Origin of the sequence: Bradyrhizobium sp. HKCCYLRH3059, assembly GCF_051168035.1 — a bacterium.
In the GTDB taxonomy this organism is placed as follows: domain Bacteria; phylum Pseudomonadota; class Alphaproteobacteria; order Rhizobiales; family Xanthobacteraceae; genus Bradyrhizobium.
In genome coordinates this window covers 36,906-50,327 of sequence record NZ_JBNPUF010000007.1, presented here as the reverse complement: position 1 = coordinate 50,327, position 13,422 = coordinate 36,906, and the positions used below count along the sequence as shown (strand labels likewise).

Annotated in this window: 10 protein-coding genes; 7 read left to right on the top strand and 3 right to left on the bottom strand. The window is 66.1% G+C overall.

Annotated elements, in window-relative coordinates:
- Positions 1-244: 244 nt before the first annotated feature.
- Positions 245-517, top strand: a complete 273-nt coding sequence (locus ACQR13_RS21865; protein WP_315712707.1) for a DUF3606 domain-containing protein — start codon at positions 245-247, stop codon at positions 515-517.
- 65 nt (positions 518-582) lie between these two features.
- Positions 583-2,817 carry a glycogen debranching protein GlgX gene (gene glgX, locus ACQR13_RS21860; protein ID WP_316167136.1) on the top strand — a complete coding sequence of 745 codons (2,235 nt, stop codon included), beginning with the start codon at positions 583-585 and terminating at the stop codon, positions 2,815-2,817.
- Positions 2,818-2,838: 21 nt separating this feature from the next.
- Here the strand turns inward: glgX and ACQR13_RS21855 are convergent, their stop codons facing one another.
- The gene (locus tag ACQR13_RS21855) at positions 2,839-3,756 is read right to left on the bottom strand and encodes a LysR family transcriptional regulator (RefSeq protein WP_316225699.1); all 918 of its coding nucleotides are present in this window, start codon (positions 3,754-3,756) and stop codon (positions 2,839-2,841) included.
- Positions 3,757-3,885: 129 nt separating this feature from the next.
- Between ACQR13_RS21855 and ACQR13_RS21850 the strand changes: the two genes are divergently transcribed.
- From ACQR13_RS21850 to ACQR13_RS21830, 5 genes are all read left to right on the top strand, one after another.
- Complete coding sequence (locus ACQR13_RS21850; RefSeq protein ID WP_434863235.1) at positions 3,886-5,181, top strand: D-galactonate transporter; 1,296 nt, start codon at positions 3,886-3,888, stop codon at positions 5,179-5,181.
- Positions 5,182-5,202: 21 nt separating this feature from the next.
- Positions 5,203-6,276, top strand: coding sequence for a tartrate dehydrogenase (locus ACQR13_RS21845; protein WP_315753175.1), 1,074 nt, complete (start codon positions 5,203-5,205; stop codon positions 6,274-6,276).
- Positions 6,277-6,431: 155 nt separating this feature from the next.
- On the top strand, positions 6,432-7,850 hold the full coding sequence (gene pyk / locus ACQR13_RS21840) for a pyruvate kinase (RefSeq protein ID WP_315753174.1): 1,419 nt from the start codon (positions 6,432-6,434) through the stop codon (positions 7,848-7,850).
- 192 nt (positions 7,851-8,042) lie between these two features.
- On the top strand, positions 8,043-8,855 hold the full coding sequence (locus ACQR13_RS21835; RefSeq protein ID WP_315828168.1) for a UDP-2,3-diacylglucosamine diphosphatase: 813 nt from the start codon (positions 8,043-8,045) through the stop codon (positions 8,853-8,855).
- A 47-nt stretch (positions 8,856-8,902) separates the two neighbouring features.
- Positions 8,903-9,892: a threonine ammonia-lyase gene (locus tag ACQR13_RS21830; protein WP_315753172.1), complete on the top strand. Its 990-nt coding sequence runs from the start codon at positions 8,903-8,905 to the stop codon at positions 9,890-9,892.
- 10 nt (positions 9,893-9,902) lie between these two features.
- Here the strand turns inward: ACQR13_RS21830 and ACQR13_RS21825 are convergent, their stop codons facing one another.
- Positions 9,903-11,582, bottom strand: a complete 1,680-nt coding sequence (locus tag ACQR13_RS21825; RefSeq protein WP_434841841.1) for a caspase family protein — start codon at positions 11,580-11,582, stop codon at positions 9,903-9,905.
- 205 nt (positions 11,583-11,787) lie between these two features.
- Entirely contained in the window at positions 11,788-13,398 is a 1,611-nt protein-coding gene (locus ACQR13_RS21820) for a hypothetical protein (protein ID WP_434841842.1), read from the bottom strand.
- Positions 13,399-13,422 lie beyond the last annotated feature (24 nt).

Genomic DNA, 13,422 nt, shown 5'->3' with positions numbered 1-13,422 from the left:
TCGGCTGAACCTGTGGTGACTGCCGCCTGCTTTTTTTCTGCAGGCGGGCCATGGGGGCGGCCAGCTCCCGGCATTCCCTGCGCCCTCTGCCTGATCAGGGGGCAACACCGATGACATCACTCGGGCGCATGGCGCCGCGAGAGCAGTGACGCACGTCTTCATGGCGATGCCCAGGGGGGGAGGGAGCCGGTCGCGGGAACCAAATTCCGCAGCCAAGGTTAGCTGGCATGCAGGAGGACTCCCGATGCGCCGTCCGAAGATTCAGCCGTCCCGCAACAAGCTCGACATGACCGATCAGGCCCAGGTCCGCGTGGTGACCAAGCGGCTGAAGATGTCGCCCGGGGAATTGACCGAGATGGTCGAACGCATTGGCAACTCCATCGCAGCCATCACCAAGGAAGTCGCGCAGCAGCGGGCCGCGAAGGCTGCGCCGGAAGGAGCTGTGATCGCCTCGGTGACGGTGACCGAGACCAAGGCGGAAGTCATCGTGCCGGACGAGACGCCAGCGGCAACCTAGCCATCGACGCTGATCATCGAGACCCCCGGCAATCGATCTGGGGAATCGGACGAAGGGGGCAAAGGATGGACCAACGCACCGACCTCGGTGACGCTTTGACGCAGGCGGCGTTCAATCTGCGCAAGACCAGGATCAGCGAAGGCCGTCCGTTTCCTCTCGGCGCGACCTGGGACGGGCTCGGCGTCAACTTTGCGATCTTTTCCGCGCATGCGACCAAGGTCGAGCTGTGTCTGTTCGACGACACCGGCGAGACCGAGCTCGAGCGCATCGAGCTGCCCGAATACACCGACGAGGTCTGGCACGGCTACCTGCCGGCCGCGCGGCCCGGCACGGTGTATGGCTATCGCGTGCACGGACCCTACGAGCCGGACGCCGGTCACAGGTTCAATCCCAACAAGCTCGTGATCGACCCCTATGCCAAGCAGCTCGTCGGCAACCTGCGCTGGGGGCCGGAGCTGTTCGGCTATCGGCTCGATCATGCCGACAAGGATCTGTCGTTCGACGACCGAGACAGTGCGCCCTTGATGCTGAAGTGCCGGGTCATCGATCCCGCCTTCACCTGGGGAGGCTCGCGCAAGCCGGAAATTCCGTGGGAGCGGACGATCTTCTACGAGATGCACGTCAAGGGGTTCACCAAGCTGCATCCAATGGTGCCCGAAGCCGACCGCGGCACCTTCGCCGGTCTCGCGCACCAGGACATTCCGGCCTATCTGCGCTCCCTGGGCATCACCTCGGCCGAGCTATTGCCGATCCACGCCTTCATCGATGACAGCTATCTGGTCGAAAAGGGCCTGCGCAACTACTGGGGCTACAATTCGATCGGATTCTTTGCGCCGGAGCCGCGCTATCTGAAGACGCCGTTCGCGACCGAATTCAAGACCATGGTCAACCAGTTCCACGCCAACGGCATCGAGGTGATCCTCGACGTGGTCTACAACCACACCGCCGAAGGCAACGAGCTCGGGCCGACCTTGTCGTTCAAAGGCATTGACAATGCCAGCTACTACCGGCTGATGCCGGACCAGAAACGCTACTACATCAACGACACCGGCACCGGCAATACGGTGAACCTGTCGCACCAGCGCGTGCTGCAGCTCGTCGCGGACTCGCTGCGCTATTGGGCGACCGAGATGCGGGTGGACGGCTTCCGCTTCGACCTCGCCACCATCCTGGCGCGCGAGCCCTATGGCTTCGACGAGGGCGGCAGCTTCCTGGATGCCTGTCGTCAGGACCCGGTGCTGTCCAGCGTCAAGCTGATCGCAGAGCCCTGGGACATCGGTCCGGGCGGCTATCAGGTCGGCCAGTTTCCGCCGGGCTGGGCGGAGTGGAACGACAAGTTCCGCGACACCGCGCGGGCGTTCTGGAAGGGCGACGGCGGCACGCTCGCCGATTTCGCCAAGCGCATCTCGGGCTCGGGCGACCTGTTCAACAAGCGCGGCCGAAGGCCCTGGGCGAGCGTGAACTTCATCACCGCGCATGACGGCTTCAACCTCAACGACCTCGTCTCCTACAACGACAAGCACAACGAGGCCAACGGCGAGGATAATCGCGACGGCCACAGCAACAACCACTCCTGGAATTGCGGCGTCGAAGGACCGACCGACGACCCCGAGATCACCGCGTTGCGGGAGCGGCAGAAGCGCAATCTCCTCGCCACGATGCTGCTGTCGCACGGCACGCCGATGCTGCTTGCCGGCGACGAGTTCGGCCATACCCAGAACGGCACCAACAACGCCTATGCGCAGGACAATGAGACCACCTGGCTCGACTGGATGGGCATCACGCCGCAGGGGCGGGCGTTGCGCGAATTCACGCGCAAGCTGATCGCCATGCGCAAGGCGTTTCCGATCCTCTATCGCAGCCGCTTCCTGATCGGCTCGCACAATGAGGACCTCGGCGTCAACGACGTGACCTGGCTCGACCCGTCGGGCGAGGAGATGACGACGGAGCAGTGGACCGACGATCACGCGCGTTGCTTCGGCATGCTGCTCGACGGCCGCGCCCAGGAGACCGGCGTCAAGCGGCGTGGCTCGGATGCGACGCTCCTGCTGGTCTACAACGCGCATTTCGACGTCGTGAACTTCACGCTTCCGTCCGTGCCCGAAGGCCACAATTGGCTGGCGCTGCTCGACACCAACCAGCCGGATGCTCAGCCGCAGTCGTTCCCGTTCGGCCACGTCTACGCGGTGACCGGGCGATCGCTGCTGGCCTTCGGCCTGTCGTCGGAGCAGCAGCCGATGCGCGGCCTGCGCCATGGCCTCGGCGCGCTGCTCGACGTCGCGGAGGCGCCGCTGGGGTAGGATGTTCGGCGGATTTTGCGGTCAGGCACCGCGGGCGTATTTCGCAAGCCTCGCGTCGAGCACGCCGAGCATGGCCTCGCGCGCCGGATCGCGCGAGCCGCGCAGCCAGACGGCCGCGAGCGGAAGCCGTCCGGCGGTGCTGCCGCGTGTCATCCGCAGCGGCACGAAGCGGACGCCGGAGACCGCGAGCCGCGAGGTCCAGCGCGGCACGATGGCGATGCCGAGCCGCGCGGCGACGAGATGCACGATGGTCTGCTTCTCATCGGCGAACTGCGCGATAGCCGGCGACAGCCCGGCCTGTGCGAACAGCTTCATGGTGAGGTCGTGGCTGTGCGGCCGCGACCGGCGGTCCGGGACGATCAGCGGCTGGTCGGCGATGTCGGCGAGCGAGACCACAGCACGCGAGGCCAGCCGGTGCCGCTGCGGCAGGGCCACCACGGCGCTCTCGCTGAGCAGCGCGCGGAATTCGAGCCTGATATCGGTGCGCTCGGGCGGCCTGACAAAGGCGAGGTCGAGCGCGCCGGACAGGATCCTGGGCAGCAGCCGGATCGTCTTCTCCTCCGTGAGCTGCACCGCGATGTCGGGATGCCGCGCGCGAAAATCGTGCAGCAATTGCGGCAGCAGCCCGGCGGCCGCGCTGTCGATGGCGCCGACGCGCAGCCGCTGCGCCTTTGTGCTTCGGGTACGGCGGCGGAAGCCGGTTTCGACCGCCTCGACCCGGGCCAGGATCGCCCGGGCATCGCGCAGCAAGGTCGTGCCGTGCTCGGTCAGCGACACCGCGCGCGTCGTGCGGGCGAACAGCGGCGTCGCGAGGTCTTCTTCCAGCAGCTTGATCTGGCGTCCGAGCGCCGAGGGCAGCATCTGCAGCCGCTGCGCCGCCTTGCCGAAATGCAGTTCCTCGGCGGCGGCCACGAAGCAGCGGAGCTGATGCAATTCCATGGTGGGGTCCTGAAGAGGCGATGGGCCGGATTATATCATTTTTTTGTATAATGATGCGAGCATTGAAGCCGGCCCGGTTCGCCGCCTACGCTTGTCAGATCAACGACAAGACGGGACAGGGAGGTGACGATGGCCGGAGAGCTGGAAACGCGCGTGCTGCGCAGGGTCACGTTGCGCATCGTGCCCTTCATCATGCTGCTCTATTTCGTAGCCTTCATCGACCGCGTCAACGTCGGCTTCGCAGCGCTGACCATGAACAAGGACATCGGGCTGTCAGCCTCGGCCTATGGGTTCGGCGCCGGCATCTTCTTTTGGGGCTATTTCCTGTTCGAGGTCCCCTCCAACCTTGCGCTGGACAAGTTTGGCGCGCGCATCTGGATCGCGCGGGTCATGATCACCTGGGGCCTCGTCTCCGGCGCGATGGCGTTCGTGCAGGGACCGACGAGCTTCTATGTGCTGCGCTTCCTGCTTGGTGCTGCGGAGGCAGGCTTCTTCCCCGGAATCATCCTCTATCTTTCCTACTGGTTCCCGGCGCGCCAGCGCGCAGCCGTCACCGCGCTGTTCATGGCCGCCGCGCCGCTCTCCACGGTTCTCGGCTCTCCGGTTTCCGGCGCGCTGCTGGAGATGGACGGCATTCTCGGCTTCAAGGGCTGGCAGTGGCTGTTCCTGATCGAGGCGCTGCCGGCGGTGCTGCTCGGCTTCGTCGTGCTCGCCTACATGACCGATCGTCCGGAGCAGGCGCGCTGGCTCGCCGACGACGAGCGCGACTGGCTGGTGCGCACCATGAATGCAGAGGTGGCGAGCAAGGCCGCCACCGCGAGCCACAGCATCTGGCGCGGGCTGGCCGACATCCGCGTGCTGGCGCTCGCGCTGGTCTATTTCGGCACCTCGGCCGGCCTCTACACGCTCGGCGTCTGGGCGCCGCAGATCATCAAGCAGTTCGGCCTGTCGTCCTTCACCGTCGGCTTCCTCAACGCGGTGCCACCGACCGTGGCCGTGGTCGTCATGATCCTGTGGGCGCGCCATTCCGACCGTACCGCCGAGCGCACCTGGCACGTCGTGCTGGCCTGCGTGGCCGCAGCCGTCGGGCTCTGGTTGGCCGGGCTGTCGACCAGTGTCGCCGCCGTCCTCGCTGCGCTCACGCTCGTCAATGTCGGCATCTCCTCCTCGAAGCCGCCGCTGTGGAGCATGCCGACCATGTTCCTGTCCGGCTCGGCCGCCGCGGCGGGCATTGCAACCATCAACTCGATCGGCAATCTCGGCGGCTTCGTCGGTCCCGCGATGATCGGCTGGATCAAGGACCAGACCGGCAGCTTCAATGGCGGGCTCTATTTTGTCGCCGGCCTGCTGGTGGTATCGGCGGTGCTGACCCTGTTGCTGTCACGTTCACAAAGTGCGAAGGCCCAAGCTGCCACGCCGTCCTGACCTCATCAACGGAGCTCTTTCATGCGCACCCATTCCATCGCCGCCATTCCCGCCGACGGCATCGGCCCCGAGGTCATCTCCGAAGGCGTCCGCGTGCTCGAGGCGCTCGCCAAGCGCGCGGGCGACATCAGCTTCAACGTCAAGACCTTCGACTGGGGCTCGGACTACTACAAGAAGCACGGCGTGATGATGCCGGCCGACGGACTCGCGGAGCTGAAAAAGTTCGACGCGATCTATTTCGGCGCGGTCGGCGCTCCCGACGTGCCCGACCACATCACGCTGTGGGGCCTGCGGCTGCCGATCTGCCAGGGATTTGATCAGTACGCCAACGTCCGTCCGACCAAGATCCTGCCCGGTGTGGCCTCGCCCTTGCGCAATGTCGGCGTCGGCGATCTCGACTGGGTGATCGTCCGCGAGAATTCCGAGGGCGAATATGCCGGCATGGGCGGCCGCGCGCATCGCGGCCTGCCGGAGGAGGTCGGCACCGAGGTCGCGGTCTTCACCCGCGTCGGCGTCACCCGCATCATGCGCTACGCGTTCAAGCTGGCGCAGTCGCGCCCGCGCAAGTTCCTCACCGTCGTCACCAAGTCGAATGCGCAGCGCCATGGCATGGTGATGTGGGACGAGATCGCCGCCGAGGTGGCGCGGGAATTCCCCGACGTGACCTGGGACAAGATGCTGGTCGATGCGATGACCGTGCGCATGACGCTGCAGCCGAAGAGCCTCGACACCATCGTGGCGACCAATTTGCATGCCGACATCCTGTCCGATCTCGCCGGCGCGCTGGCCGGCAGCCTCGGCGTGGCGCCGACCGGCAACATCGATCCGGAGCGGCGCTTCCCGTCGATGTTCGAGCCGATCCATGGTTCGGCGTTCGATATCACCGGCAAGGGCATCGCCAACCCGGTCGCGACGTTCTGGACCGGCGCGCAAATGCTCGAGCATCTCGGCGAGACGGACGCGGCCGCGCGGCTGATGGCTGCGGTCGAGAAAGTCTGTGCAGCCGGCATCCTGACCCCCGATGTTGGCGGCACGGCGACGACCAAGCAGGTGACCGACGCCGTCATCGACGCGATCCACGGCTCCAACGCCTGAGGCGTGCTGTTCTCTTGCACAATTCTGGCGTGTTCCGTGTCGCGCTTGCAATGGACGCTGCGGGGCGTATATCAGCGCTTCCGCTGCGTCCGCGCATGCCAATCACATGCGTGTCATAGAGACGCGAGACACGGCTTAAGGAGAAAGGACACATCATGCGTCGTCACCGTCGAGCCAAGATCGTCGCGACTGTCGGTCCCGCGAGCAATTCTCCGGAGATGCTGAAAGCGCTGTTCCTCGCCGGTGTGGACACCTTTCGTCTCAACTTCAGCCACGGCACCCAGGCCGATCACGCCAAGGTCCATGCCGCGGTCCGCGCCCTCGAGAAGGAAGTGCAGCGGCCGATCGGCATCTTGATGGATCTGCAGGGTCCTAAGATTCGCGTCGGCACGCTGCGCGACAAGAAGATCCAGGTCGAAGCCGGCGAGACGATTCGATTTGTTCTCAACGGCACCGAGGGCGACAAGACATCGATTCCGTTGCCGCATCCGGAAATCTTTGCGGCAGTCTCGCCCGGTCACGATCTTCTGATCGATGACGGCCGCGTGCGCGTCCGCGTCACCGGCCTCGGCGACGACTGGATCGAGGCCAAGGTGATCGTCAGCGGCGCGATCTCCAATCACAAGGGCGTCAATCTGCCCGGCACCATTCTGGAGCTATCGCCGCTGACGGCCAAGGACCGTTCTGATCTTGCCTTTGGGCTCGACCTCGGCGTCGACTGGGTGGCGCTGTCGTTCGTGCAGAAGCCGTCCGACGTGCTGGAGGCGAGGGGCCTGATCAATGGCCGCGCCGGCATCATGTCCAAGATCGAGAAACCGGCGGCGCTGGAGCGGATCGACGACATCATCCAGCTCTCTGACGCGATCATGGTTGCGCGCGGCGATCTCGGCGTCGAGATTCCCAACGAGGACGTGCCGGGCAAGCAGAAGGAGCTGGTGCGCGCCTGCCGGCTCGCGGTGAAGCCGGTGATCGTCGCGACGCAGATGCTGGATTCGATGGTCGCGACGCCGACGCCGACGCGCGCCGAGGTCTCCGACGTCGCGACCGCGATCTATGACGGCGCCGACGCGGTGATGCTGTCGGCGGAATCGGCCAGCGGGCAATATCCGCGCGAGGCGGTGGCGATGATGGACAGCATCATCAAGGCCACCGAAGGCCACAAGATGTACCGCTCGATCGTCGAGGCGACGCAGCCGGGCGAGGAGCAGACGCCGCCGCATGCGGTGGCGACCGCGGCGGCCGATCTCGCCTCGGCGATCCACGCCAAGGCGATCGTGGCCTATACGTCGAGCGGCACCTCGGCCTCGCGCGTTGCGCGCAAGCGGCCGAGCCTGCCGATTCTGGCGATCACGCCGAATGAGGACACCTCGCGGCGGATGTGCCTGCTGTGGGGCGCGCACAGCGTGCTGTCGCAGGACGTGCAGAGCTACGAGGAGATGGTCGAGCGCGCGACCTTCTTCGCCGTGCAGGAGGAGTTCGCTGAAGCCGGCGACCTGCTCGTCGTCGTCGCCGGCATTCCGTTCGCGCAGACCGGCACCACCAACAATCTGCGCGTCGTCACCGTGCCGAGATAGGAGGCTGATTTTCCCTGTTCGCGCTGCCCGCCTGTCGCCTGATTGTCGCACCCCGCTGGTATCGCGGGGCAGTGACGAGGGACATCGCGAGTCGTCAAACGAGCGGTGTCCGGTCGCGGTCCGGCAGGATGGGTTCTGCCGGTGCGGCGTTTCGTCATCGCGGTGTCATCAGGGACTGTTAGGTGGGCGCGCATGGGACTTGAGACTGCTGGTGAAGAAAGCCCGGCTCGGCGCTTTCGGACGTTGTTCATCTCGGACGTTCATCTCGGAGCCCGCGGCTCGCAGGCCAATCTCCTCGTCGATTTCCTGCGTCACCATGATGCCGACACGATCTATCTGGTCGGCGACATCATCGACGGCTGGGCGCTCAAATCGAGCTGGCATTGGCCGCAGTCGCATAACGACCTGGTGCAGAAGATGCTGCGCAAGGCCCGCAAGGGCGCCAAGATCGTCTATGTCCCCGGCAATCACGACGAGTTCCTGCGCGGCTATTACGGCACGCATTTCGGCGGCATCGACGTCGTCGAGAACATCTTGCACACCGGCACCGACGGCAAACGCTATCTGGTGATCCACGGCGACATCTTCGATCTGGTCGTGCAGAATGCGCGCTGGCTCGCCCATCTCGGCGACAAGGCCTATGACTTCGCCATCCAGATGAACCGTCTGGTCAACTTCTTCCGTCGCATGTTCGGCGTTCCCTATTGGTCGCTGTCGCAATGGGCCAAGCAGAAGGTCAAGAACGCCGTCAACTACATCGGCGCGTTCGAGACGGCGCTGGCCTCGGAGGCGCGGCGGCATGGCGCTGATGGCGTGATCTGCGGCCACATCCATTGCGCCGTCATCCGCGACCAGGACGGCATTCGCTACATGAATTGCGGCGACTGGGTCGAGAGCTGCACGGCGCTGGTCGAGCACGAGGACGGCCGTTTCGAGATCCTGACCTGGACCGATCCGCAGCGGCAACCCGCGCCGGTTCCGCAGCTGGCCGCCCGCGCCGCCTGACACCGGTTCCCTTGCCTCTCGGCAATCGGGCGCGGTAAAATAGGGGTATGACAGCTCATTCCCCGATCCTGCCCGTGACCGCCGCCGACATCGAGGCGGCGGCACGCGTCCTCGCGCCCGTGGCCGTGCGGACTCCGCTGCTGCCAGCCCCCGTGCTCAACGAGCGGTTCAAAGCGAACGTCTTCGTGAAGCCGGAGGTGCTGCAGCGGACCGGCTCGTTCAAGTTCCGCGGCGCCTACAACAAACTGGCGTCGATCCCGCAAGCAGCGCGCGGCAACGGCGTCGTCGCATTCTCCTCCGGCAATCATGCGCAGGGCGTCGCCCATGCCGCCACATTGCTGGGCATGGACGCCACGATCGTGATGCCCTCGGATGCGCCAGCGGCCAAGCGCGAGCGCACCAAGGCGTTCGGCGCCGACGTCGTGCTCTATGATCGCGATCGCGAGGACCGCGAAGCGATCGCGCGCGATATCGCAGCAAAGCGCGGCTCGACGGTGGTGCCGCCCTATGACGATCCCTACGTCATCGCAGGGCAGGGCACCGTCGGTCGTGAAATCGCCGAAGATCTCGCGGCGCTCGGCCTGTCGCCGGATCTGGTGATCGTCCCGGCTTCGGGCGGTGGACTGCTTGCCGGCGTCTCGACCGCGGTCAAGGCGCGCTTTCCCAACACCCGGATGGTCGTGGCCGAGCCAAAGGGTTTTGACGACCATGCGCGCTCGCTACGGGCCGGCCACCGCGAGGCGCACGACGCAAAGGGCCGGACCATCTGTGACGCGCTGATGGCGGCGATTCCAGGCGAGATCACCTTCGCCATCAACAGCCAACTGCTGTCGGCCGCGGTCGAGGCTTCGGATGAGGAGGTGGGGCGCGCGGTCGGCTTTGCCTTCCGGGAGCTGAAGCTCGTGGTCGAGCCCGGCGGTTCGGTCGGGCTTGCAGCATTGCTGGCCGGCCGGCTGGATGTGGCGGGCAAGACGGTGGTGATCGTTTTGTCCGGCGGCAATGTCGATGCTGAGCTCTACGCCAGGCTGATCGCCTGACGATCAAGCCTCAGTGAAAGCTGAGGCCGCCTTTTGCAAATCCCCCGCCGCCCATCCGCAGTCCGGACTGCGCGACGTGCGGCGTGCTCCGCGCCGGGCCGCCCTGCATCCCGCCTTGGCCACGCGCCATCGACGGATGCGACGCGTTGATGTTCGGCTTGAACGGTCCGGAATTGCCGGGGAAGGGACGCCGCACTTCGCGGGCGTCGAATGGCCGCCCAGGACTGCGCTTCAGTGGATCGCGCTGGATTTTCGTAGCCACGGGCGGATTTGTCGGCGGCACGATCCTGTCGCGCAACTTGGTCTGAGCGATAGGCCCGGGATCGACGACCTTGTTGGGACCCGCGTTGTTGATGGCATTGCCTTTCGTGACCACCGTTGGCGGCAGCGGTCCGTGCGGCACGGTGGCGGCCGGCAGCGTCGGTTGCGGGGCTGGATGGCTCTGGATCTGCGGACCGGGATTGAACGGTCGCGCGATCGGTGCCAGTTGCGGTGGCATCATGAGACGGCTCGGTTGCAGCACGGGGATGGGCCGAGGCTGTCCCTGCAGCCGCAGTGCGACCGGCGCATATGGGCTGTCGGCATAGGATTCACGGAAGCTCTGATAGGCGGCCGGCGAATTCGCCAGCACGGCCTGGTGCCACGCCGCGGCCTGCACGAGGCCGGCGAGCAGTGCGCGGATGCGGTCGGCGAGCGGATCGCGCGGATACAGCTCGATGAACTCGCGATAATATTGCGGACGGTTCTCCGACAGCACGTAGTCATAGGCCTGCCGCACGGAACGGCTCGGCAGGTTGGCCGCCATCTGGATCACCGGCGTATTCTCGGCAGGGCGCGCCGCCGCGACCAGCGTATCCCCGAAGAAGGTGAAATCACTGGTCAACGAGGAGCTTTCCCATGGCGTCTGTCGTCCGTCGGTGCTCTGGTTCACCTGTAGGCGAATGCGCTTGAACAATTGCTCGATCGGCAGGTTCGGCTGCCGCGCCAGGTTCAGGAACGCCTGCGCGTACGGGCTGTGCTCGCCACGCCCGTCGAGCGCCTCCGCGCCAGGCGAGGTCGAGTATCCGAGGATCGAACCGTTCGGCGCGTCGACGATGGCAAGTCCGCGTCCGGCATCGTTGATGGCAGGGAATGGATTGTTGCGGCAGGCGTCCAGCACGACGATCCGCATCCGGCTCGGGATGGCGTCGAGCGTTGCCATCAGGTCCACCAGACGGATGGTCCCCGTCGTCAGGTCGGAGGGCGCTGAGATACGGGCATCGATCGGGATCAGATAGTTCTCGCCCGCGAGCTGAACCCCGTGGCCGGCGTAGTAGACCATTGCCACGGTGTTCGGGCCGTGTGCTGCCACCCGGCTCGAGAAATCCTCGACGACCTTGAGCATCTCGTTCTGCGTCAGGTCGGTCGCCGTGATCACCTCGAAGCCGGCTGAGTTCAACAGCTTGGCAACAGCATGGGCGTCGTTGTCCGGGTTCTCCAGCGGCGGCGCGTTCTGATAGCTCGCATTGCCGATCACGAGCGCGACGCGTGGCTCGGCTCCTTGAGGGATCGCGGCGGGCGTGTTGCTCTCTTTTGCCGGTGAGGGAGCTGCCAGCGCGCGCGGTGGTGTGTGAAGGATGTCGAGCTCACTGCCGGCGGCGAACGCCGAGTCCGGGCCGACCCAGGCCATCAGGCCCAGCAGCGCGGACATGAGCAGGGATTTCCAGGCGGATGTTACAGCGCGAAATTTCGGAACGGACACGGCGTTCTCCTCGAGCATGCGCAAAGCGAATGGCTTGAGGATCAGGCTACGCAGATCACGCAGCAGCGTACGTGATCCGCGTCACCCATCAACGCGGCACCTTTCGGTGCTCAGTGATCGAGGTTCAACAGGAGGCGGCCGAGATGCACTCGCCCTACGAGAAGAATGCGATCTTCTCAGGCTGGGTCATGCGACGGATCGGCGCCAACGAGTCGTTGGCGGGTGCCTGCGGCCGCTGCAGAAGGCCGTTCGACAGCAGCGTCGATCCCAGCGACGGCTCGTAGGCAGGCTTGGGCATCGCGGACGCGCTGGTGCTGTGAGCCGCGGCGGCGGTCGGGCGGACCTGCTGGATCGGCGCAACGTCGGCCTTCGGGGCCGCTGCGGGAGATTGAGCTGCGACCGCAGCCGCCACGGCGGCCAGGGTCTCGATGGTGATCGCCTCCGGAAGCGGTGGCGATACGGGCACGCTGGGGACCGGCGCCGGGGCTGCAGGCGAGGCCATGCGCGGGGGCGCCGCGGGCGGGGCTGGCATCGGAGGGGAAGACATCGGCGGAGCCGACATCGTGGGCGCAGCGGGAGCCGGCGCTGCGCTGGCAACTGGGGCTTCTGCCGTGGTCAGCACGAGATCCGGCTCCGACGGCGCCGTCTCGCTGAAGCTCGCGACGATGTCGTCGTCGACCGAGGTCGGCTCCTCAATATCGAAGCCGAGCGTCCTGGCCCGGCTGAACTCCTCATCGTCGATCGGATCGGGGGCACCCATCTCCGCCGCGACCAATTCCAGGATGGCTTCGTCGTGGGCTTCTGCGGCGACGGCGTCATCCAGGGCCGCCGCGGCGTGCTGCTCGATCTCGAGCAGGGCTTCGTCCACCGACGGCTCGGTCGCAGCTTCCGGGGGCTGCACCACCGCCGAAGCGGCGGTGTCGACCATCCTGGCCTCAACCGCTGCAGCCGCCATGATCACGGCATCAGCGCCGGAGGATGTCTCGACCGATTCGATCGCGGCCACTGCGGCAACGAGCGGAATGGTCATCTCGAGCCCGGCTTGGGCCGCCTCCATCTGTTCCGGCACGGGCTGCGGCTCCGGAGCCACCTGTGGCTCAGCCGAGACCGTCGCCGCCGCAGTCGGACCCGATGCGACATCGGGTGTCGGCGGGGCCGCAGCCTCGGTCGCCGGTTCGATCTCGTCAGCCGCGGGCGGAATGCTTGCTTTCTCCGCGTCGAACTCCTTCAGCCGCGTCTTGATGATCTCGAAGGCCGCAAGCAGCGCGACCTTGGGGTCGGCGCACGCAAGCTGGTCGCAGGCGGCCTCGATCGACGTGACCTGTGAATCGATCAGGTCGCAGATCCGCGAGTCCGCACCGATCTCGCGCCAGCGCCAGGAAATTTCCTTGATGATTCGGATGCCCTTGCGCACCGGCGCCAGGTTCTGCTCGAGGGCCATGCTGTCGACCGCAGTGGCGGCGGCGAGTGCGGCGTCTTCGACCGTGGCGCGGATCGCGGCCAGCGCTTCGGGCAGTGCCTTGCTGTCGGCCTGCTCGAACTCCTGCTGCTGCTGACGCTGTGAGGCCAGCGCATGCTCGATGCGGGCCACCGCGTCGAGCACCATGCTGGTGTCGGCATTGCGGTTGCGCTTGGCGTATTCGCCAAGGAACCAGCGGCCTCGGGACGTCTCCATGAAGGCGTCGCGGATCGCCTCGTAATCGGCCTCGTTCGGCTGAGCCGCACGGGCGGATATCGGCGAGAGGGCGAAGACTTCATCGACCATGGCAAACCTATCGCGCACATTGCT

What these genes read in the sequence shown, in the direction of transcription:
- ACQR13_RS21865 (WP_315712707.1), top strand. Translation starts at nt 245, where the DNA reads ATGCGCCGTCCGAAGATTCAGCCGTCCCGCAACAAGCTCGACATGACC.
- glgX (WP_316167136.1), top strand. Translation starts at nt 583, where the DNA reads ATGGACCAACGCACCGACCTCGGTGACGCTTTGACGCAGGCGGCGTTC.
- ACQR13_RS21855 (WP_316225699.1), bottom strand. Translation starts at nt 3,756, where the DNA reads ATGGAATTGCATCAGCTCCGCTGCTTCGTGGCCGCCGCCGAGGAACTG.
- ACQR13_RS21850 (WP_434863235.1), top strand. Translation starts at nt 3,886, where the DNA reads ATGGCCGGAGAGCTGGAAACGCGCGTGCTGCGCAGGGTCACGTTGCGC.
- ACQR13_RS21845 (WP_315753175.1), top strand. Translation starts at nt 5,203, where the DNA reads ATGCGCACCCATTCCATCGCCGCCATTCCCGCCGACGGCATCGGCCCC.
- pyk (WP_315753174.1), top strand. Translation starts at nt 6,432, where the DNA reads ATGCGTCGTCACCGTCGAGCCAAGATCGTCGCGACTGTCGGTCCCGCG.
- ACQR13_RS21835 (WP_315828168.1), top strand. Translation starts at nt 8,043, where the DNA reads ATGGGACTTGAGACTGCTGGTGAAGAAAGCCCGGCTCGGCGCTTTCGG.
- ACQR13_RS21830 (WP_315753172.1), top strand. Translation starts at nt 8,903, where the DNA reads ATGACAGCTCATTCCCCGATCCTGCCCGTGACCGCCGCCGACATCGAG.
- ACQR13_RS21825 (WP_434841841.1), bottom strand. Translation starts at nt 11,582, where the DNA reads ATGTCCGCGCTGCTGGGCCTGATGGCCTGGGTCGGCCCGGACTCGGCG.
- ACQR13_RS21820 (WP_434841842.1), bottom strand. Translation starts at nt 13,398, where the DNA reads ATGGTCGATGAAGTCTTCGCCCTCTCGCCGATATCCGCCCGTGCGGCT.